Origin of the sequence: Amycolatopsis sp. cg9 (genome assembly GCF_041346945.1) — a bacterium.
In the GTDB taxonomy this organism is placed as follows: Bacteria; Actinomycetota; Actinomycetes; order Mycobacteriales; family Pseudonocardiaceae; genus Amycolatopsis.
The window spans coordinates 698,492-718,529 of sequence record NZ_CP166850.1 but is presented as its reverse complement, the minus strand read 5'-3'; the positions used below and the strand labels follow the sequence as shown (position 1 = coordinate 718,529).

Below are 20,038 nucleotides of genomic sequence, written 5' to 3'. Positions count from 1 at the left end.
TCGGCAAACCCGGCGACCGGCTGTTCGAACTCGGCGACCAGCTGATGTTCTACGTCCGGGCGATCGCCGCCGTCCCGCTCGCGGTGACCCGGTACTTCCGCGAGGTGGTGCGGCTGCTGGCGGAGGTGACGTTCGGCAGCGGCGCGCTCGCGGTGATCGGCGGCACGATCGGCGTGATGGTCGGGCTGTGCGTGTTCACCGGCGTCACCGTGGGCCTGCAGGGGTTCAGCGCGCTGAACCAGATCAACATCTCGGCGATGACCGGGTTCCTGACGGCGTACTTCAACACCCGCGAGATCGCGCCGCTGGTCGCGGGGCTCGCGCTGTCGTCCACAGTGGGCAGTGGGTTCACCGCGCAGCTGGGCGCCATGCGGATCTCGGAGGAGATCGACGCGCTGGAGGTGATGGCCGTGCGGAGCATGCCGTACCTGGTCACCACCCGGATCGTCGCGGGGTTCATCGCGATCATCCCGCTGTACGTCATCGGGCTGCTGATCTCCTACCTCGGCTCGCGGCTGACCACGGTCGTCTTCTTCGGCCAGTCCGGCGGCACGTACGACCACTACTTCACGCTGTTCCTGCCGCCCGGCGACGTGCTGTGGTCGTTCGGCAAGGTGCTCGTCTTCAGCGTCGGCGTGATCCTGACGCACTGCTTCTACGGCTACCGGGCCGGCGGCGGCCCGGCCGGGGTGGGGGTCGCGGTCGGCCGGGCCGTGCGGACGTCGATCGTGCTGATCAGCGTGCTCGACCTGTTCCTGTCCCTGGCCATCTGGGGTGCGACGACGACGGTGAAGGTGTCCGGATGAGCCGCTTCGCCACGCAGCTCGCCGGGGTCGCCTTCCTCGGTGTGCTCGTGCTGCTCGGCTACCTCGCGGTCGCCATCTACGACAAGGACTTCGACGACTCCGAGCTGGTGACGCTGCAAGCGGATCGCGTGGGCAACCAGCTCGCGCCGACCGCCGAGGTGAAGGTCAAGGGCGTGCCGTTCGGCGAGGTCCGGGCGGTGCGCAGCACGCGCACCGGCGCCGAGATCGACCTCGCGCTCGACCCGGCGAAGATCGGCCAGCTGCCCGGCAACGTCTCCGCGCGGCTGCTGCCGAAGACCGTCTTCGGCGAGCGGTACGTCAACCTCGTGCTCCCGGACCGTCCACAGGGGACGCTCAGCGCGGGGGACGTCATCGCGCAGGACCGCTCGTCGAGCGCGATCGAGCTCGAACGCGTCCTCGGCGACCTGCTGCCGCTGCTGCGCGCGGTCCAGCCGCAGAAGCTGAACAGCTCCCTCGGCGCGATCTCGCAGGCCCTCGACAACCGGGGGCAGCCGATCGGCGACAGCATCGTCAAGCTGCAGGACCTGCTGGCCCAGGTGAACCCGCTGATGCCGCAGTTCAAGGCGGACATCACCGGGCTGGCGAACGCGGCCGACGTCTACACGACCGCCGCGCCGGACATCCTGCAGGCATTGACCGACCTGTCGACCACCGCCAAGACCATCGTGGACACCCGCGCCGACCTGGACAACCTCTACACGAGCGTCACCAGCGCCACCGGGCACCTGAACGACTTCCTGCGGAAGAACAAGGACAACATCATCGGCGTCTCCGTCGCCAGCCGCCCGTCGCTGGAGCTGCTTTCCCAGTACTCGCCCGAGTTCCCGTGCCTGTTCGACGCGGTGAACCGGCTCAAGCCGCTGATGGAGAAGGCACTCGGCAAGGGCACGAACGAGCCGGGACTGCACGTGACGCTCACCGTGCAGGACCCGCGCGACAAGTACGTCCCCGGCCGGGACACCCCGCGCTTCGACGCCACCGGCGGCCCGAAGTGCTACGGCGGGGGCGCGGCGGCCTCGGGGGCCGCGTTCGCCACCGACGGCGACCTGGGCCCGGCCAACTCGCCCGGCGAGCGGCAGCTGGTCGCCGAGCTCCTGAAGCCGGCCCTGGGTGACGTGCCGGACTGGAGCAGTGTCCTGATCGGACCGGCGCTGCGCGGGACGGAGGTGACCGTCCGATGAGGAGCGTCGCAGGGCCCGCCGTCAAGGGCCTGATCTTCTTCCTGGTCACCGCGGTCGCCACCGCGATCCTCGCGATCACCATCGCCAACTCCAGCGTCGGCGCCACGATCGGCTACACCGCCCGCTTCACCGACGCCACCTCGGTCAACCCCGGCGACGAGGTCCGCATGGCCGGCGTCCGGATCGGCCAGGTCGACGAGGTGCACGTCGTCGAGCACCGGCTGGCCGACGTCGCGTTCTCCGTCGACCGCAAGCACCGGCTCACCGCGTCCGCGTCGATCACGATCCGCTACCGCAACCTCGTCGGGCAGCGGTACCTCTCGGTCGACCCCGGCGCCACCGACACCTCGCCCACGCTGGCCGAAGGCGCGGAGATCCCGCTGGACCGGACCAAACCCGCCCTCGACCTCACCGCGTTGTTCAACGGCTTCAAGCCGCTCTTCCAGGCGCTGTCGCCCAACGACGTCAACCAGCTGTCGTTCGAGATCATCCAGGTGCTGCAGGGCGAGGGGAGCACCATCGAAAGCCTGCTGCGGCACACGGCTTCGCTGACGTCCACCCTGGCCGGCAAGGACGCCGTCATCGGGCAGGTGATCGGCAACCTCAACACCGTCCTCGACACGGTGAACGCGCAAGGCGACCAGTTCGACGCGCTCGTCGACACCACCGCGCAGCTGGTCACCGGCCTGGCCGCGGACGCGAAGCCGATCGGGCAGGCGATCGGCGGCCTCGGCGAGCTGACCACCGCCACCGCCGGGCTGCTGGAGCAGGGGCGCCGTCCGCTCAAGGACAGCATCACCGCGCTCGGGGACCTGTCGAAGAACCTGGCCGACAACACCCCGGTGTTCCAGCAGTTCGTCGACAACCTGCCGAAGAAGCTCGACCGGATCGGCACGCTGTTCTCCTACGGCTCGTGGGCGAACTTCTACCTGTGCTCGGTGGAGACCGACGCGAAGCCCGCACCGGGTGGCCCGCCGCCCGGCATCCCCGTCACGGCCGGGAGGTGCCGGTGAAACCGCCTCGCATCAAGCCGTTCCGCTCGCGGAACCCGATCGCGGTCGGCGCGGTGACCGCGCTGGTGATGGCCCTGGTCGGCAGCGCCACCTTCTTCTCCGACGACCTCCCGCTGGTCGGCGGTGGCACGACGTACAAGGCGGAGTTCCGCGAAGCGGCCGGGCTGAAGCCGAACGACGAGGTGCGCGTGGCCGGGGTGAAGGTCGGCGAGGTCAGCGACGTGCGGCTGGCCGGCGACCACGTCGAGGTGCTGTTCCGCGTCAAGGACACCTGGGTCGGGAACCGGACGACGGCGGCGATCAAGATCAAGACGCTGCTCGGCCAGAAGAACCTCGTGCTCGACCCGGTCGGCAACGGCGAGCTCGACCCGGAGCAGCCGATCCCGCCCGAGCGCACGAGCTCGCCCTACGACGTCACCGCGGTCTTCAACGACCTGGCGAGCACGGTCGGGGCGATCGACACCGACCAGCTCGCGCAGGCGTTCCGCACGCTGTCCGACACGCTCGGCGCGTCGGCGCCGCAGGACGTGCGAACCGCGTTCGACGGCATCGCCGCGCTGTCGCAAACGCTGGCGTCACGCGACGAAGAGCTCGTCAAGCTGTTCCGGAACACCAACGAGGTCTCGAAGACGCTGGGCGAGCGGTCCGACCAGATCCAGGCGCTGATCCGGGACGGCAACACGCTGCTCACCGAGCTGAACGCGCGCAAGGACGCGATCGCGCAGCTGTTCAGCGGCATCAAGAACCTGGCGATCCAGCTGCGCGGGCTGGTCGCGGACAACCAGAAGACGCTCGGCCCGGCGCTCGACCAGCTCGACCGCGTCGCCACCGTGCTGCAGCAGAACCAGGGGAAGCTCGAGGACAGCCTGCGCCTGGCCGGGCCGTTCTACCGGCTGCTCGGCAACGCCGTCGGCAACGGCCGGTGGATCGACACCTACATCTGCGGGCTGATCCCCACCGGCGGCACGCCGGGAAGCTGCCTGCCGCCCAAGAACGGGGGACGCTGATGGCGCACCAGCTGATCGACCTGGGAGCGCGGGCGCGCCGGCGGACGAGACTGCGGGCGCTCACGGTCGGCGTCGTGCTCGCGCTGGCCGTCTCGGCGGCGTGGCCGATCGCGACCGCGCCCGGCGAGCGGACGCTGACCGCGTACTTCACCGCCGCCGTGGGCATCTACCCCAACTCGGACGTCCGCGTGCTCGGCGTCGCCATCGGCTCGGTGTCGAAAGTGGAGCCCAACGGCACCGACGTCAAGGTGACGATGACGCTGAAGCCGGACGCGCAGCTGCCCGCGGACGCCGGCGCCGTGGTCATCACGCCGAGCCTGGTCGCCGACCGGTACGTGCAGATCACGCCCGTCTACCGCGGCGGGCCGCAGCTGCCCGACGGCGCTTCGATCCCGCGCGAGCGGACCGCGACCCCGGTCGAGGTCGACGACCTGCTGCACAGCCTCAACCAGCTGATGTCCGCGCTGGGACCGCAGGGGGCCAACAAGGACGGCGCGGTCAGCGAAGTGCTGACCAAGTCGGCCGAGTACCTCAGCGGCAACGGGCAGACCATCGGCACGGCGATCAAGAACCTCGGCGAGTTCGCCCGTGCCGCGAGCGATTCGAAGGACGATCTGTTCGGCTCGGTGGACAACATCAGCAAGTTCACCGCCATGCTCGCCGCCAACGACGGCCAGGTGAAGCAGGCGATCTCGCAGATCGCGTCGCTGAGCAAGGTGCTGGCCGACCAGCGCGACCAGTTCTCCGGCGCGCTGACCGAGCTGACCCAGGCGCTGAGCGTGGTGCAGGGGTTCATCAAGGACAACCGCGGCAAGGTGCAGACCGAGGTGGACAAGCTCGCCGACGTCACCAAGATCCTCGTCGACCAGAAGGATTCCCTCGCCGAAGCGCTGCAAGCGGCGCCGAACGCGCTGACCAACCTCCTGGGTGCCTACGACCAGGCGAACGGGACCATCGACGGCCGCGGCAACCTCCTCGAGTTCCCGGAGGGGAAATGAAGTCCCTGGTCAAGCTCGCCGCGGTGGTGACGCTCGCGCTCGTCACCACCGGCTGCGGGCGCGGGGTCAGCGTCTACGACATCCCGCTGCCCGGCGGTGCCGCGCTCGGCGACCACCCGATCCACGTCACCGCGAGCTTCACCAACGTGCTCGACCTGGTGCCCCAGTCCGGCGTCAAGGTCAACGACGTCCCGGTCGGGCAGGTCGTCAAGGTGGAGCTGGCGCCGGACGGGCACAGCGCGGTCGTGGACCTGCTCCTCAACGGCGACGTCGACCTGCCGGGCAACGCCGTCGCCCGGCTGCGGCAGGCCAGCATCCTCGGCGAGAAGTTCGTCGAGCTGGCCGCGCCGCCCGACGCGACGCCGTCGGGACGGCTCCTCGACGGGGCGACCATCCCGCTGGACCAGTCCACGCTGACGCCCGAGATCGAGGAGGTCTTCGGGGCCCTGTCGCTGCTGCTCAACGGCGGCGGGGTGGCGCAGGTCCAGAACATCAGCCACCAGCTCAACGAAGCCCTCGGCGGCCGCGAGACGGCCGCTCGCAGCCTGCTGTCTAGTTTGGACGCCTTCGTCAAGGGGCTCGACGAGCACCGCACCGAGATCACGCGGGCGATCGAGAGCGTCAACAAGCTCGCGCAGACGCTGAACGCGCACACCGACCAGATCACCACGACGCTGGACGGCCTCACGCCCGGCATCGGCGTGCTCAACCAGCAGCGCGAGGCGCTGGTCGGGATGCTCAAGTCCCTCGACGGCCTCACCTCGGTCGCGGTCGACACGGTCAACCGCAGCAAGGACGACCTGGTCGCCGACCTCAAGGCCCTCGAACCGCTGCTGCGGCGGCTGGCCGACTCCGGCGACAAGCTGCCGAAGGCGATGGAGATGATCTTCACCTTCCCGTTCCCGGACGCGGCGCTCGACACCATCCGCGGCGACTACCTCAACGGCTTCCTCAAGGTGGGTCACTGATGCTGACCCGGTTCGTGCGCGTCCAGGTGACGATCTTCGTGGTCGTCGCCGTACTCGGCGTGGCCTACGTCGGAGCCACCTACGCGGGCCTGGACAAGGTGTTCTTCGACCGCGGCTACACCGTGAAGGCGCAGTTCCCGACCGGTGGCGGCATCTTCGCAGGCGCCGAGGTCACCTACCGCGGGGTGCCGATCGGCCGGGTCGGCGAGCTGCGCCTGACCCCGGCCGGGATGGAAGCCGACCTGGAGATCGACTCCGGTACCGCGCCGGTCCCGGCCGACACCGAGGCCGTCGTCGCGGACCGGTCGGCCGTCGGCGAGCAGTACGTCGACCTGCGCCCGCGTGCCGACGGCGGGCCGAAGCTGCGGGACGGTTCGGTGATCACGCAGGCGGACACGAAGATCCCGCTGCCGGTCGACGTCGTCTTGTCGACAGTGGACACGTTCGCCAACTCGGTGCCCAAGCCCGCGCTGCGGACGGTCGTCGACGAGCTGTACAACGCGACCTCCGACGCCGGCCCGGCGCTCGACCAGCTCGTCGGCCGCGGCATCGAGTTCGTGCAGGCGGCGAGCGCGCACGTGGCACCGCTGACCCGGTTCGTCACCGACGCGCACGTGGTGCTCGACACGCAGGTCCAGCAGGCCGGCGCGATCCGAGAATTCGGGGCCAACGCGAAGCTGCTGGCGTCGACCCTGAAGCAGGCCGACGGCGACCTGCGCACGCTCATCCCGGCGGTGCCGGCCGCGGCGAACGAAGTCAGCGCGCTGATCCGCGACTCCGGGCCACAGCTGGGTGTGCTGCTGGCGAACCTGCTGACCACCGCGGACGTCCTGGAGAGCCGGCGGGACGGGCTCCGGCAGCTGCTGATCACCGCACCGCGGGCGGTCGCCGCGGGCAGCGCGGTGGTCCGCCCGGACGGTGCCCACTTCGGGCTGTCGCTGACCTTCTTCGACCCGCCGCCGTGCACGACCGGGTACTCGACGCCGTACCGCGACGGCCTGGACACCTCGACCCGCCCGCTGAACACGGCCGCGCGCTGCGCGCTGCCGAAGGGCGACCCGACGAACGTGCGGGGCTCGCAGAACGCACCGGGAGGACGGCCGTGAAGATCTTCTTGTCGGTGGCAACGGTCTTGGCGGCCGTCGCCGCCGGGTGGTCGGGGTTCACCTGGTGGCAGGCGGCCCACGACGACGGTGTCGCGCGCGCGGTCGTCCGCGAAGACGCGCTGGGCGCGGGCCGGAGCGCCGTCGCCGGACTGACCACTTTGGACTACCGCCAGGCGGCACCGGGGTACCAGCGCTGGCTCGACCTGTCGGGCGGTGCGCTGCACGACGAGCTGGCCGCCGACCGCCAGGGCAGCCTCGACCGGATCGCGCAGGCGAAGACCGTCACCACCGGCAAGGTGACCGACGCGGCGGTGACCGAAGTGGACACCGGTGCGGGCACGGCGAAGCTGATCGCGTCGGTGGAGCTGGTGGTGGCGCCCGAAGGCGGGGAAGCCGTGACGAAACGCAACCGGTTCCAGGCTGAGCTGACCCGCGGGCCCGACGGCTGGCGGGTCACCGGGCTGGGTCAGGTCCCGACGGGGGAGACGCCATGACCGTGCCCACGAAGAAGCGCTCGGTGAAGGTGGCCGGCCGGCACCACGACCCGGCGCCGGAGCCGTCCGGAACGCCGGTCGTGGCACCCCGGCGCCGGACCCGGCCGGTGCTCGCGGTGGTCGCCGTCGTGCTGGCGGGGCTCGCCGTGTGGTTCACGCTCGAAGCGCGGAGCACGAACGCCGTCGTCGCGCACAACAGCGCACTGTCCGATGTGGCCGGCACCGCCGACGCCGCGAAGCAGATCAGTGCCGCGCTCGGCACGGTCTTCTCCTACCGGTTCGACGACCCGGCCAAGAGCGAGCAGGCGGCGAAGGACGTCCTCACCGGTCCCGCGCTGGCCCAGTACGACCAGCTCTTCGGCCAGGTGCGCAAGCTCGCCGCGGACCAGAAGCTGGTGGTCACCTCGACCGCCGTCGCGTCCGGCGTGAAGCTCCTGGACGGCGACCGCGCGGCGCTGCTGGTGTTCCTCGACCAGACCGGGACGCGGGGCGACGGGCAGCGCAGCACCGGGGCCGCGCAGCTGAGCGTCACGGCCGAGCGCGTCGGCGGGAAGTGGCGCGTCACCGGGATGTCCGCCGCCTGAGAATGCACGAGGGACCGATGCTCACGAGTTCTGAACGGGCCACCACGCTCGCCACCCTCTTGACGGCCCGCGCCACGGCCGCGGGAACGGAGGAAGCGCTTACCTGGCTCGACGACGGCGAAGCGACGACGGTGACCTGGGGCGAGCTGGACCGCCGGGTGACCGCCGTCGCCGCGGCCCTGCGCCAGGTCACCGAACGGGGACAGCGCGCGGCGGTCCTCGTCGCGCACCCGGTGGAGCACGTCGTCGCGTTCCTCGGTGCGCTCCGCGCCGGCCTGGTCGCGATCCCGGCCGGCCCGGACCGCGCTCGCGTCTTCGCGGACGCGGAACCGGCGATCGTGCTGGCGACTTCGGCCACGGTCGCGGCGACCCGGCGCTTCCTGGCCACTTTGGACACCTGCGGGCACCGGGTGCTCGCCGTGGACGCCGTTCCCGATGCGCCGGGCTTCACCGAGGACCCGGTGGCCGCCGGGGATGTGGCCTACCTGCAGTACCCGGGCGGGGTGCTGGTCACGCACGCGAACGTCGTCGCCAACGCCCGGCAGGCGGCGGGAGTGCTGGGACCCGGTGCCCTGGTGAGCCGGCTGCCGGGCGGCGATCCGCTGGGCCTGCTGCTCGGCGTGGCGGTGCCGCTGGTGACGGGGCGGCCGGTGGTGGTCTCCGCGCGGCTGGAGTCCCTGGTGGAGCTCGGCCCCGTCACCACTCTGGTGAGCTTCGCCGACCCGGAGCTGGCCCGGGTGCGCGCCGCGTTCGCGGCCGGGCAGCTGCGGGTGTGCTACACCGTGGCCGAAGCGACCGCGCTGGTCGCTTGTGGACACCCGGCCGGTCAGCGCGTCGCGATCGTCGACCCCGGCGGACGGCGGCTGCCCGCGGGCGAAGCCGGCGAGATCTGGGTGAGCGGGCCGAACGTCGCCCGCGGCTACTGGAACCGGCCGGCGGAGTCCGCCCGCGTCTTCTGCGCCCTCATCGCCGGGGACGACGAGCCGCGGTGGTGGCTGCGGACCGGGCACCTCGGTGTCCTCGCCGAATCCGGGGAACTGTCCGTCCTCGACGCCGACTTCGCCGCCGGGCACCACCCGCGGGACCTCGAAGCGACCGCCGGGGAAGCCCATCCGGCGGTCCGGGACGCGGCCGCGTTCGCCGTCCCCGGCGCGCAGGTCGTCCTCGTCGTCGAGCTGGCCGCGGGGATCGTCCCGCCGCGCGGTGCGGTCGAGCGGGCCGTGCGCGGCGCGCTGTCGACCCGGCACGGGCTCACGCCGCGCCGGGTCGTCGTGCTGAGCGCGGGCGAGCTGCCACCGACCCGGGCCGAGTGCCGGGAGCGTTACCTGGCCGGCCTGCCGACCCCGGACGGCCTGCGGTGACCGGGCCGGTGGAGGACGAACACGCCGCCGAGGTTCGTGGAGGCCACTTCGACGAACTTCAAGTTCCTCGAAGTGGCCTCCACGACAGGTCGGCGGGCGTCCCGTTCGCCACCCGGGCGTTCGAGGTGACCTGGCCCGAGGCGCCCTTGCCGCCGGTGCCGCCGCTGCCGCCGGGGTCGTGGCTGCTGCTCACCGACGAGCACCCGGCCGCGCTCGCCCGGGCCGTCTCGCTCGCCTTGACCCTGGCCGAGACCGGCGACGAGGCTCTTTCGCTGCCGCAGGACGACATCGGCGAGCTGCCCGGGTTCCTGGCCGGACGGCCGGTTCGCGGCGTCGTCTTCCTCACCGGGGCACCGCACGCCTACCACGACCCCGAAGACGCGCGCGAGCTCCTGCGCACGATCTCGGCGGTGGTCGCGCGGCTCGACCGCGGCGTCCGCTTCCACCTGGTGACGCGGGCGCACGGCGAACCGGGGCTGGAGTTCCTGCGCGGGCTGATCCGGGTGCTCGCCTGCGAACGCCCGGACCTGCGGGCGAGCATCGCCGACTTCGACGTCCGCTCCACTGTGGACTCCCTGGCGCGCGAGCTGCGCGCGGACGCACCGGAGGACGAAGTGCGCTGGCGCGGGGGCGTCCGGTACGCGGCGCGGCTGACCCGCGTCCCCGTCGCCCCCGAAGTCCCCGCCGGGCCGGGGGCGTACGTGGTCACCGGCGGGTTCGGCACGCTCGGGCTGGCCACCGCGCGCTGGCTGGCGGACCACGGGGCCACCCGGATCGTCCTTTCCGGACGGCGGGGCGGGGCGGCCGATCTCCCCGGCGCGGACGTCGTGGTCGTCCCCGGGGACCTCGCCGAATCCGGCGTCGCGGACCGGCTGATCGCCGAAGCGACGTCGGGTGGCTTGCCGTTGCGGGGGATCGTGCACGCGGCCGGGGTGTTCGCCGAGGACGCCGACACCGCGTGGCGGGCCCGGGTGCTGGGGGCGCGGCGGCTGCACGAAGCCACCTCGGAAACCCCGCCCGGCTGGTGGCTGCTGTGCTCGCCGGCCACGGCGCTGTTCGGTTCGCCGGGCCGGGTCGGCGGGGCGGCGGCGGACGCCTGGCTGGACGCGTTCGCGGCCTGGCGGCGGTCCCGCGGGCTCCCCGCGGCGATCACCCGGGTCGGCACCGGGCAGCTCTCGCCCGCGGTCTGGCGGCCGTACTTCTCGGCGGTCCTCGACGAATTCGTGCAGCGCACGGAGCTGTTCGGGGAGGACGCGTCAGGCGTCTGAGGGCAGCCGCCCGGCCAGCAGGCCGCGGAAGTGCGGGCAGGTCATGATGTCGTCGTGCGGGCAGGGGCCGCCGGCGAGCAGGTCGAGCGCGGCCTGCGTCCGGGCGAGCCGCGCCGTCAGCCGCCGCCGGTGCTCGGCGAGCAGTTCTTCACGCGCCGACGCGGACTCGGCCGCCAGCACCGCCCGGATGTCGGCGAGGCCGAGACCCGCCTCCTTCGAGACCAGGATCGCCGCGACCCGGTGCTGGTCGGCGTCGGTGTAGCGGCGGCGGTTCCCGGCGCGCGCGGGCGCCAGCAGCCCCTCCGCCTCCCAGTGGCGCAGCACGTGGGCCGGCACCCCGAACCGGGCCGCCACCTCGCCTATTGACTTCATGCCGACATTAAGTCGCAGGATGACGGCCATGTCCACGCTGCTTGCTCTCCTCGACGCCTTCGACGACCGCCCCCAGGCCCGTGACCTGCGAGAACTCACCTACCGAGGACTGGGAACGACGGTGGTCGACGTCGGCTGCGGCGGCGGGCGCGCGGTCGGTGAACTGGCCGCCCGCGGGGTCCGCGCGATCGGCGTCGACCTGAACGCCGCCATGGTCGAGGCCGCCGCCGAACGCTGGCCCGCGGGAGAATTCCACGTCGCCGACGCGGCTTCGCTGCCGCTGGCCGGCGGTTCGGTCACCGGCTACCGCGCCGACAAGGTGCTGCACACCCTCGCCGACCCCGGGCAGGCGGTCCGCGAAGCCCGCCGGGTGCTGGTCCCCGGCGGGCGCGCGGTGCTCACCGGGCAGGACTGGGACACCTTCGTGATCGACTCCGACGACCCCGCGCGCACCCGCGCGCTCGTCCACGCCCGCGCGGACCGGGTGCCCAGCCCACGGGTCGCGCGGCGCTACCGGAACCTCTTGCTGGACAACGGGTTCACCGACGTCACGGTCGAGGTGCGCACCGCGGTCTGGACCGACGCCGCGTGCCTGCCGATGCTCGCCGACCTCGGCGGCGAAGGCGCCTGGCTCGACGAACAGACGGCCAGGGCGCGCGAGGACCGGTTGTTCGTGGCGGTCCCGTTCGTGGTGGCGGCCGGGAGCCGCTGAGCTACGTCAAGGTCGCGCGGAGGGCGAGGATCATCTCGAAGCGGTCGTCCGGGTTGCGGAGGTGGTCCGCGAACAGGGTTTCCAGCTCCTGGGCCCGGGCGCGGACCGTCTGCGGGTGGATCGCCAGCCGGTCGGCGACCTCCCGGACGTTGCCGCACGTCTCCAGCCACGCGAGCAGCGTGCCCGCGAGGCGGTTGTACTGCTTCGGCGTCAGCGCGGTCAGCGGGGCCAGCCGGCGGCGGCACACCTCCGTGGCGAGGAAGGGTTCCTTGCGCAGCCACAGCGTCGCGAGGTGGTCTTCGCACCACGTCAGCGGTTCGTCCGGGAGGACGTCGGCGGCCACCAGGCGCAGGGCTTCCCGCGCCGTCGCCAGCGACCGGGCCGCCTGGCGCGGCGGTACCGGCGGCCCGACCGCGGCGCGGTGCCCGGCCAGCGCGGCCGTCAGCGCGCCGCGGTCCTCGGGCGCGGCCAGCAGCAGCCGCGGCGTCCCGTCTTCGAAGTCCTCCAGCGCGTCCAGGCCGCCGACGTCGCCGGCCCCGTCGAGCGCCACCGCGACGAGCCGGTGCGGCAGCGGCCAGTCCGCCGCCGCGGCGGCTTCCTGCACCGTCCGCGACGGCGACGGCGGGTCCGCCAGCAGCAGGTCCAGCAGCCGGCGGCGGCGCCGTTCCAGCGCACCCGCCGCGCGCGCCTGCGCCGCCGCGTGGCCTTCGATCGACAACGCGGACAGCTCGTCGATGTAGGCGAAGATCGCCTCGGCCAGCAGGCACAGGGTCGCCGACGGCACGCCGGCCCGCGTCCCGACCTCCGCCATCCGCCGCCAGGTCACCCGCGCGCCGACCCGGTAGGCCGCCTGCAGGACGTCGAGGTTGCGGCCCTGCGCGAGCTCGTGCACGCCGAGCCCGACGAACAGCTTCCGCCGGTCGTCCGGCGCCGGGCCGGACGCGGCGATCCGGTCGATGAACTGCAGGATCGCCGCCTGCACGCCGGCCCGCAGCGCCTTGCCGAACGCGCCGTCGAGCGGCCGCGCGTAATCCGGGATGGTCCGCTGGATCTCGCGCAGCACCTCGTCGGCGACGTCCAGCATCCGCGGCCGGAACACCGCGGCCAGCTCCCGGGGGAGCAGGGCCCACAGCTGGCCCGGCCGTCCGTCGCCGCCGAGCATCGGCCCGTACGTCGTTTCGACGGGTGGTCCCGTCATCCGCCCACCTCATCGTGGTCAGGAACCGAGGAGTGCCTCCGCGCGCAGGGCGATCTCCATGTCGAGCCGGTCGTCGGCGTTGTTCAGCCGGTCGCCGAACAGGTCGATCAGCTGGTGCATGCGGTAGCGCACGGTCTGCGGGTGCACCTTGAGCCGCTTCGCGATCTCGGGCGCGCTGCCGCGGGACTGCAGCCAGATCAGCAGCGTCTCGCCGAGGCGGGCCCGCTGCTTCGGGGTGAGGTCCTTGAACGGCTCCAGGCTGCGCGAACACAGCTCGCGGACCAGGAACTCGTCGGCGAGCAGCCACAGCGTGGACAGGTGGTCGGTGCAGCGCGTCACCGGCGCGTCCGGCAGCACCCCGCGCTGGACGAGCTTCAACGTCCGGCGCGCCCAGAGCAGCGACCGCGGCGCGTCGGTGAGCCGCACGGTCGGGCCGACCACCGCGCGCCAGCCGCGCAGCCGCTCGGGCAGGTTGGTCAGGTGCTTGGCCGGGTCGCCGGTGACCAGGCACGGTTCGCTGCCCTCGAGGTCGACGAGGACGTCCGAGTGCAGGTCCGGCGCGGCGAGGCTGTGCTGGTCGGACCGGGGTTCCAGGGCGACGACCGTGACCTCGGCCGGCAGCGGCCACTGCGCCGTGGCGGCCTGCGCGGTGATGGTCTGCGGCGCGGACGGCGGATCGGCGAGGAGCAGGTCGAGCAACCGTCTCCGGCGGCGGGCCCGGGTGCCGGCGGCCCGCGTCTGGGCCGCCGTGTAGCCCTCGATCGACAGCGCGGAGATCTCGTCGACGTAGGCGAAGATGGCCTCGGCGCTCGTGCACAGCGTGTCGGCGGCGAGGCCGGCGGCCTGCCCGAACTCCGAGATGTGCCGCCACGCGACCCGCCCGCCGACCCGGTACGCGGTCTGCAGGCAGTCGAGGCTGCGGCCCTCGTTGAACTCGATCTTGCCGAGGTTGCGGAACACGGTCGTCCACGTTTCGAGCGGGACGGCACCGGGGGTGCCGACACTGTCGAGGCACTGGATGATCGATTGCCGCACACCCTGCGTGATGATGTGCCCGAACGCGCCTTCGAGCGGCTGGCGGTACTCGGGCACCGCCCGCTGGACCTCTTGCAGGATGGCGCGGGCGAGCGGGTCGACCCGCGGCTTGAACCGCACGGCCAGTTCGCGGGGCAGCGAAGCCCACAGCCCGATGGCGCCGGAAACGCGGCCGTGCTGGGGGTCCACCGGGGTCCGGGGGGCGGGTGGGTAGGCGGGCCGGGGCCGGTCGGCCGACACGGACTGCTGCCGGTAAGCCGGTCCGGAAGAGCGCTCGCCGGGATGGGGCCGGTTTGCCCGCAGAGCGGGGCCGGCGAACCCGGTGTCCACGTCGGTCATGTGTTTTATCCTTGCTGGCAACAAAATCGGCCTCTTCGTCGTCGAAGCCGATCCGATTTTTGTGGCTCAGGCAACATAATTTCGCGCGAACGGCACTGTCAACGGGTTCTCCGCTGACTTTGGGGTAACCCGTCCGGACTACACCCGAACGGGTGGAACGCCGCGAGGGGAGGTGACACTTCCGCCGGGAGCCGATGGTGCGCGGGTGACAACTTTTCAGGAGGCTTCGCGCACGGGGTTCCCGGCCAGGAGGCGGGCGACGACGTCGTCGAGCGTCAGCCGCGCGGGCGTGGTCCCCGAGACGAACTCGTTCAGCAGCAGGCAGAACCCGTCCGGATCGGCCACGTGTGGAAAGTGTTTCACGTTTTCCAGCACCGTCAAGCGGCTGTCCGGCAGCAGTGCCGCGGTCCGGCTTCCGTGCACCGCCGGGATCAGCGGGTCGCGCGCGCCCCAGACCAGCAGCATCGGCACGGATTCGGCCAGGTAGAGCTTCTCCACGGCGCTCGCGCGCTGGCCGCGCAGGTCGATCAGGCTGCGTGCGATGGCGAGGAACGCGCGCCGCCGCCCGGGGTCCGCCAGCGAGCCGAAGTGCCTGGCCAGTTCCCGTGTTTCAGGTTTCAACGATCCCCCGAGCCGCCGTCCCGCGCGGGCGGCGGCCCGCGCGATCGCGAGCGTCCACCGGTTCACCGCGAGCGCCACGGTGAGCCGCGCCCCGGGCAGCGCGGTCGCCCGCAGCACCGGGCTCACCTCCGGGCCGAGGCCGGCGCTGCCGACCAGGACGAGGCGGTCGCACATTTCCGGGAACTGGTAGGCGAACTGCATCGCGATGCCGCCGCCGAGCGAGTGCCCGACGACGGTCGCGTGCCGCACGCCGGACACCGCGAGCACGTCCCGCACGATGCTCGCCATCGCGCCCAGCCCGTAGTCCGTCCGCGGCGCGTCGGATTCCCCGTGCCCCGGCAGGTCCGGCGCGAGGACCCGGCGGCCGAGTGCGGCGCAGCGTTCCAGCACCGGTGCCCAGGTCTCGGCGCTGCCCGCGATCCCGTGCAGCAGCACGATCGCTTCGTCCCCGGCGTCCGGGCCGGGCAGGTGCTCGTGCAACCGGATGTGCCGGCCGTGCAAGGTGAGGTCGTGCGTCTCGAGTGTCATCGGCGGCCTTTCTCGCGAACCCGAAAATAGGGCATCCGACTACTTCCGCCGGTGTGGTGAACACCACCGCGCCGGAATCCGCGCCGAGCATGACAAGAAGTTTTGCGGAAAGCCGCGTGCGCGTGCGGGTTTTCCCGGGGTGTGGGGAAAGTGTATCGACATTCCGCCGGTATCCGGGTAATTCTCGAAGGCATGGTCGCAATGACGCACCGGACGCGCTGATGTCCTGCCGCGCGAGTATTCATTTCGCCCCCGGCCTGCCGCGGCGCAGCCCCGCCCGCCGCCCCTGGCGCCGGGTGCTGCCGATGCCGGTGCGCGCGCTCGACCGCGTGCTCGGCGGCCCCGCCCACCCCCGGGGCGGCGCACCCGCGCGGACGCGCCGCTGAGCCGGTGCCCCCAAGCGCCCCAATGTGGCGTTCGGTGCGTCAGACGCACCGAACGCCACATTGGGTGCGCTGGACGCAACCAACGCCACATTGGGGTGCTTGCGGGCTGCGGTCAGCCGTCGGATGGCCGGTGGGCTCGCATCAGGCGTTGCGCCCGCAGGGCCAGCTGCATCCCCAGCCGGTCGTCCGCGTCCTTGAGGCGGTCGCCGAACAGCTCCTCCAGCTGGCGCAGGCGGTTGCGGACCGTCTGGGGGTGCACCCCCAGACGCTGGGCGATCTCCGGGGCGCCGCCGCGGGTCTCCAGCCAGGCCAGGAGCGTCTCGCCCAGCCGGTCGCGCTGCTTTTCGGTGAGCGAGGCGAACGGGTCGAGGCTCTGGCGGGCCAGCTCGGCGGCCAGGAAGTCCTCGGCGAGCAGCCAGAGCGTGGCCAGGTGGTCGCGGCACCAGATGATCGGGCCGGGGGTGTCCGGGCCGGACAGCGACAGCGCGCGGCGGGCGGTGCGCAGCGCGGCCGGGGCGTCGGCCAGCGGGACCGTCGGCGAGACCGCCGCGCGCCAGCCGTCGAGCTTGGCCGCCAGCGGCGCCAGCTCGGTGTCCGGATCGCGGGTCAGCAGGTGCGGCTCGGGACCGTCGAGGTCGGCCAGGACGCCGTCGCCGAGCAGGTCGGCCGGGAAGTCGGCCGCGTCGGGGCCGCGCTCGAGGGCCACCATCGCCGCGGTCTCCGGCAGCGGCCAGCCCGCACCGCCGGCCAGCTCCGCGATGCTGCTCGCGGCGCCTTCCGGGCCCTGGACGATCAGCTCCAGCAGGCGCCGCCGCCGGACCGGGACGGCGCCTTCGGCTTGGGCTTGGGCCTGCTGGTAGCCCTCGATCGCGGTCGCGCACAGCTCGTCGACGTAGGCGAAGATGGCCTCCGCCGCGACCGAGATGACCGCCGGGTCGACGCCGGCCGCGACGACGCCGGGGTGCATCGCCCGCCAGGCCACCCTCGCCCCGATCGTGGCGCTGTCCTGCAGCGCGTCGAGGTTGCGGCCTTCGGTGAACTCGATCCGGCCGCGGCCGCGGTAGAACTCGAGCCAGTGCTCGTGGGACAGGTCCGGCTCGCCCATCGAGTCGACGCAGTGCTGCACCGCGTACTCGACGCTCTTGACCAGTACCTTCCCGAAAATGCCCTTGAGCGGCTGGCCGTAGGCCGGGACCGTGCGCTGGACCTCCTGGATCATCGCGGCCGCGGCGTGCCCGACGTGCGGGCGCAGGCCCGCGCCGAGCGCGCGTGGCAGCGAGGCCAGCAGGCGGAAGCTGCGGTACTCGACCACCAATCCCCCTTCGAGTCCGGTGTCAGCTGAGCGTATCCGACCGGTGCGTGACGGAATAATCAACGACTGGTTCCCTGAAAGGGTGACGCGCACCCGTCCTTTTGACACGGACGGGTGTGGGTTCTACGCTCCGTGTCAGGTGGCGGGGGTTATTTCTGAGGCGCCAATTCCCAGTGGAGGACTGAATTCCCCATGCGCGTTCCCGCTGCCTCGGACGGCTCCGTGTGGGCCCGGCTGCCGCACGAGCTCGGCGACGCCGTGCGGCCGCGGATCCCGGAGATCGCCCGGGCCTGCGTCGACGCCATCGCCGCCGAGGTTCCGGAATATTCCCGGACTTTGGCCGCCGGCCCGCTGCGCGTCTCGTCCATCGAGCAGGCGCGGCGCGGGATCGAGCGCGACATCGACCGCGTCGGCACGCCCGCGATGTGGCAGGCCGACCGGCTCGCCGAGTTCCGCGGGCACGGGCGCGCGGCGTTCCACAATGGCCTGAGCCGCGAGTCCGTGCAGGCGGCCGTGCGCGTGTCGAGCCGGGTGACCTGGCGGTGGATCGCCGACATCGCACGGGAAGCCGGCCTGTCCGGCGACGTCCTGTACGGCGCGGCCGAGGGCATGTTCGCCGACGTCGAGACGTCGATGGCGGCGGTCGCGGAGGGTTACAGCGCGGCCGAAGCGGCGGTGTCCGGCACCGGCGAACGCCACCGCCGCGTGCTGCGCGCCCTCCTCGGCGGCCGCACACCGGCCGAAGTGGACGGTCTGGTCGCCGCCTCCGGGCTCCCGGTGCCTTCGCGCGTGGCCGCGGTGGCGTTCCGGGCGCTGCCGGGCGCCCCGGAGTTCCCGCCGGGCCTGCTGCCCGAGCACGTCCCGGCCGACCCGGCGGGCGACCCGCCGGCCGCGCTGACCCCGGCCCCGGACACGGACCTGGCGGGCCTGGCCGCCCTCCCGGCGGGCTGGACGGCGGCGGTCGGCCCGCTGGTCCCGCTCGCGTCGGCCCCCGAGTCGTTCCGGGTGGCCCGCCGCGCGGTCGACCTGGCGGCGCGCGGGCTGCTGGACGCGCCGGGCCCGGTGGTCTGGTGCCGCGACCACGTGACGACGCTGCTCCTGCTGGCGGACGAGTTCCTCGTCACGCAGCTCGCGGAGACGACGCTGGAGCCGCTGTCGGGCCTGTCCGGGCGGCGGCGGGAGCAGCTGGCGGAGACGCTGCTGGCGCTGGTCCAGACGCGCGGGAGCGCCCCGGAGCTGGGCCGGCTGCTCGACCTGCACCCGCAGACGATCCGCGCCCGGCTGAAGAAGCTGTCGGAGCTGTTCGGGGCCCGCTTGGACGACCCGGGCGAGCGCCTGCGGCTGGAGCTGGCGCTGCTGGCCGAGCGGGCGCTCCCGGACCGCGGCTGACCCTTGAGGCCGGTGTCTCGGTGAGGCCGGGTGGTGCCGGCGGCCGCGGTGGTGTCGCGAATGACTCATTGGGGACTTCGGAGGTCCCCAATGAGTCATTCGCGACCTTGGGGAGCAGTGGTCACCGGACCAGAGGTGCACGACTCGGTCACGACCTCCCGGACCGCGACCGACCCTAAGCTGCCCGGCATGACCGGATTGCTCACCGAGCGGCTGCGGCAAGCCAGCGAGAACGCCGTCGCGATGTGGACCGCGCTGGCCCGGGCCCGCGGCGATGGCGTCCTCGAACGCCCTGGCTTCACCGCCGTCGACGGCCGCCGCTTCCGGATCATGCTGCGCACCGGTGAGCCGGACGAGAGCACCACCCAAGAGCTCACCGAACTCGCCCGGGTCAAGCGGGCCGACGGCCGGACCGTCGTGGTCGAGGACCCCTTCCGCGTGCTCGACCTCGACGATCTCGGGATGACCGCGGGGCAGCTGCCGGTCATGGTCCGCGAACCCGCGCCCGTGCCGGCCGAAACGACGGTCAGCCGCGTCCGGACCGTCGCCGAGCTGGGGAAAGCCGAAGACATCGTCGTCCACGGCTTTCCGCTGGAGGAGTACCAGCCCCTCGCGCCCGGGACGGTCTTCCCGCCCGCGCTCCTGGACCAGGCCGTCTTCGTCAAGGACGGCGAAGGCGCCTGCGTCACCATGGACCACGGCGGCGTCGGCGGGGTCTACTGGGTCACCACGCTGCCGGAACACCGCTCGAAGGGCGTCGGGCGGGCGCTCATGCACGCCGTCCTACGGCACTTCGAGGACCGCCCCGTCACGCTGACCGCGGCCCGGGCCGGGAAACCGCTCTACGACAAGCTCGGGTTCACCGGCCTGGGGGACGCCAACTGGTGGCGCTGACCGCGGGAACACCCACCGGCGGTAGCCGTACCAGCGGAACGCCGTCCCGGCCACCGTGCCCAGCACCATCCCCGCGACGAAGTCCGCGATCTCCTGCGCCGCGAAACCCACGTGCGGGACCGACAGGAGCAGCACGTACCGCGACACCAGCGGCGGCACCAGGTTCACCGCCACCGCACCCGCGTTGACCGCGAAGAACAGCGTCGCCTCGCGCAGCCGCCGGTGCCCGCCCCGGCCCGCGAACGACCAGCGCCGGGACAGCAGGTACGCGAACGCCGTCGAGGCGATCGTGGCGATCGCGAGGGCCGTCACCGGCTTCTCCCGGAACACGGTGAGCTTCAGGCTGTAGTCGCCCAGTAGGGTGACCCCGTACGCGGCCGAGCCGACGACGGCGAAGCGGAGCAGCTCTCGCGGCTCGGGCATGGTTCCTCCAGGTGACGCCGAC

General features: G+C 72.7%; 20 protein-coding genes. 14 read left to right on the top strand and 6 right to left on the bottom strand.

Annotated elements, in window-relative coordinates; all coding sequences use genetic code 11:
* Window positions 1-44: 44 nt before the first annotated feature.
* The 11 genes from AB5J73_RS02900 (at window position 45) to AB5J73_RS02850 (ending at window position 10,807) form a co-directional block, all read left to right on the top strand.
* Window positions 45-806: an MlaE family ABC transporter permease gene (locus tag AB5J73_RS02900; RefSeq protein ID WP_370972891.1), complete on the top strand. Its 762-nt coding sequence runs from the start codon at window positions 45-47 to the stop codon at window positions 804-806.
* Window positions 803-2,008 (top strand): MCE family protein, encoded by a 1,206-nt coding sequence (locus AB5J73_RS02895; RefSeq protein WP_370967840.1) that lies wholly within the window; start codon window positions 803-805, stop codon window positions 2,006-2,008. Before AB5J73_RS02900 ends, AB5J73_RS02895 begins: the two co-directional genes overlap by 4 nt.
* Window positions 2,005-3,021 (top strand): MCE family protein, encoded by a 1,017-nt coding sequence (locus AB5J73_RS02890; RefSeq protein WP_370967838.1) that lies wholly within the window; start codon window positions 2,005-2,007, stop codon window positions 3,019-3,021. Before AB5J73_RS02895 ends, AB5J73_RS02890 begins: the two co-directional genes overlap by 4 nt.
* Window positions 3,018-4,028, top strand: a complete 1,011-nt coding sequence (locus AB5J73_RS02885) for an MCE family protein (RefSeq protein ID WP_370967836.1) — start codon at window positions 3,018-3,020, stop codon at window positions 4,026-4,028. The genes AB5J73_RS02890 and AB5J73_RS02885 overlap by 4 nt, the downstream gene beginning before the upstream one ends.
* The gene (locus AB5J73_RS02880; RefSeq protein WP_370967834.1) at window positions 4,028-5,026 is read left to right on the top strand and encodes an MCE family protein; all 999 of its coding nucleotides are present in this window, start codon (window positions 4,028-4,030) and stop codon (window positions 5,024-5,026) included. The genes AB5J73_RS02885 and AB5J73_RS02880 overlap by 1 nt, the downstream gene beginning before the upstream one ends.
* On the top strand, window positions 5,023-5,994 hold the full coding sequence (locus AB5J73_RS02875; RefSeq protein WP_370967832.1) for an MCE family protein: 972 nt from the start codon (window positions 5,023-5,025) through the stop codon (window positions 5,992-5,994). Before AB5J73_RS02880 ends, AB5J73_RS02875 begins: the two co-directional genes overlap by 4 nt.
* Window positions 5,994-7,100 (top strand): MCE family protein, encoded by a 1,107-nt coding sequence (locus AB5J73_RS02870; protein WP_370967830.1) that lies wholly within the window; start codon window positions 5,994-5,996, stop codon window positions 7,098-7,100. The genes AB5J73_RS02875 and AB5J73_RS02870 overlap by 1 nt, the downstream gene beginning before the upstream one ends.
* Window positions 7,097-7,594, top strand: coding sequence for a hypothetical protein (locus tag AB5J73_RS02865; RefSeq protein ID WP_370967828.1), 498 nt, complete (start codon window positions 7,097-7,099; stop codon window positions 7,592-7,594). The genes AB5J73_RS02870 and AB5J73_RS02865 overlap by 4 nt, the downstream gene beginning before the upstream one ends.
* Window positions 7,591-8,178 carry a hypothetical protein gene (locus AB5J73_RS02860; protein WP_370967826.1) on the top strand — a complete coding sequence of 196 codons (588 nt, stop codon included), beginning with the start codon at window positions 7,591-7,593 and terminating at the stop codon, window positions 8,176-8,178. The genes AB5J73_RS02865 and AB5J73_RS02860 overlap by 4 nt, the downstream gene beginning before the upstream one ends.
* A 17-nt stretch (window positions 8,179-8,195) precedes the next feature.
* A complete protein-coding gene (locus AB5J73_RS02855) occupies window positions 8,196-9,539 on the top strand; it encodes an AMP-binding protein (RefSeq protein ID WP_370967824.1) in 1,344 nt (447 codons plus the stop codon).
* Between the two features lie 125 nt (window positions 9,540-9,664).
* On the top strand, window positions 9,665-10,807 hold the full coding sequence (locus AB5J73_RS02850) for a KR domain-containing protein (RefSeq protein ID WP_370967822.1): 1,143 nt from the start codon (window positions 9,665-9,667) through the stop codon (window positions 10,805-10,807).
* On the opposite strand, the gene AB5J73_RS02845 is transcribed toward AB5J73_RS02850, so the two are convergent.
* Window positions 10,796-11,179 carry a MerR family transcriptional regulator gene (locus tag AB5J73_RS02845; RefSeq protein ID WP_370967820.1) on the bottom strand — a complete coding sequence of 128 codons (384 nt, stop codon included), beginning with the start codon at window positions 11,177-11,179 and terminating at the stop codon, window positions 10,796-10,798. The genes AB5J73_RS02850 and AB5J73_RS02845 overlap by 12 nt on opposite strands.
* Before the next feature lie 28 nt (window positions 11,180-11,207).
* Between AB5J73_RS02845 and AB5J73_RS02840 the strand changes: the two genes are divergently transcribed.
* Window positions 11,208-11,891, top strand: a complete 684-nt coding sequence (locus AB5J73_RS02840) for a methyltransferase domain-containing protein (protein ID WP_370967818.1) — start codon at window positions 11,208-11,210, stop codon at window positions 11,889-11,891.
* A 1-nt stretch (window position 11,892) separates the two neighbouring features.
* On the opposite strand, the gene AB5J73_RS02835 is transcribed toward AB5J73_RS02840, so the two are convergent.
* From AB5J73_RS02835 to AB5J73_RS02820, 4 genes are all read right to left on the bottom strand, one after another.
* Window positions 11,893-13,089, bottom strand: coding sequence for a PucR family transcriptional regulator (locus AB5J73_RS02835; RefSeq protein ID WP_370967816.1), 1,197 nt, complete (start codon window positions 13,087-13,089; stop codon window positions 11,893-11,895).
* An 18-nt stretch (window positions 13,090-13,107) separates the two neighbouring features.
* Window positions 13,108-14,463, bottom strand: coding sequence for a helix-turn-helix domain-containing protein (locus tag AB5J73_RS02830; protein ID WP_370967814.1), 1,356 nt, complete (start codon window positions 14,461-14,463; stop codon window positions 13,108-13,110).
* A 216-nt stretch (window positions 14,464-14,679) separates the two neighbouring features.
* Window positions 14,680-15,612, bottom strand: coding sequence for an alpha/beta fold hydrolase (locus AB5J73_RS02825; protein ID WP_370967812.1), 933 nt, complete (start codon window positions 15,610-15,612; stop codon window positions 14,680-14,682).
* Window positions 15,613-16,110: 498 nt separating this feature from the next.
* Window positions 16,111-17,313 carry a PucR family transcriptional regulator gene (locus AB5J73_RS02820; RefSeq protein ID WP_370967810.1) on the bottom strand — a complete coding sequence of 401 codons (1,203 nt, stop codon included), beginning with the start codon at window positions 17,311-17,313 and terminating at the stop codon, window positions 16,111-16,113.
* A 189-nt stretch (window positions 17,314-17,502) separates the two neighbouring features.
* Between AB5J73_RS02820 and AB5J73_RS02815 the strand changes: the two genes are divergently transcribed.
* Window positions 17,503-18,699, top strand: coding sequence for a helix-turn-helix domain-containing protein (locus AB5J73_RS02815; RefSeq protein ID WP_370967808.1), 1,197 nt, complete (start codon window positions 17,503-17,505; stop codon window positions 18,697-18,699).
* 189 nt (window positions 18,700-18,888) lie between these two features.
* Window positions 18,889-19,593 carry a GNAT family N-acetyltransferase gene (locus tag AB5J73_RS02810; protein ID WP_370967806.1) on the top strand — a complete coding sequence of 235 codons (705 nt, stop codon included), beginning with the start codon at window positions 18,889-18,891 and terminating at the stop codon, window positions 19,591-19,593.
* Here the strand turns inward: AB5J73_RS02810 and AB5J73_RS02805 are convergent.
* Window positions 19,483-20,016, bottom strand: a complete 534-nt coding sequence (locus tag AB5J73_RS02805) for a GtrA family protein (protein WP_370967804.1) — start codon at window positions 20,014-20,016, stop codon at window positions 19,483-19,485. The two genes, AB5J73_RS02810 and AB5J73_RS02805, sit on opposite strands and share 111 nt — an antisense overlap.
* Window positions 20,017-20,038: the final 22 nt, after the last annotated feature.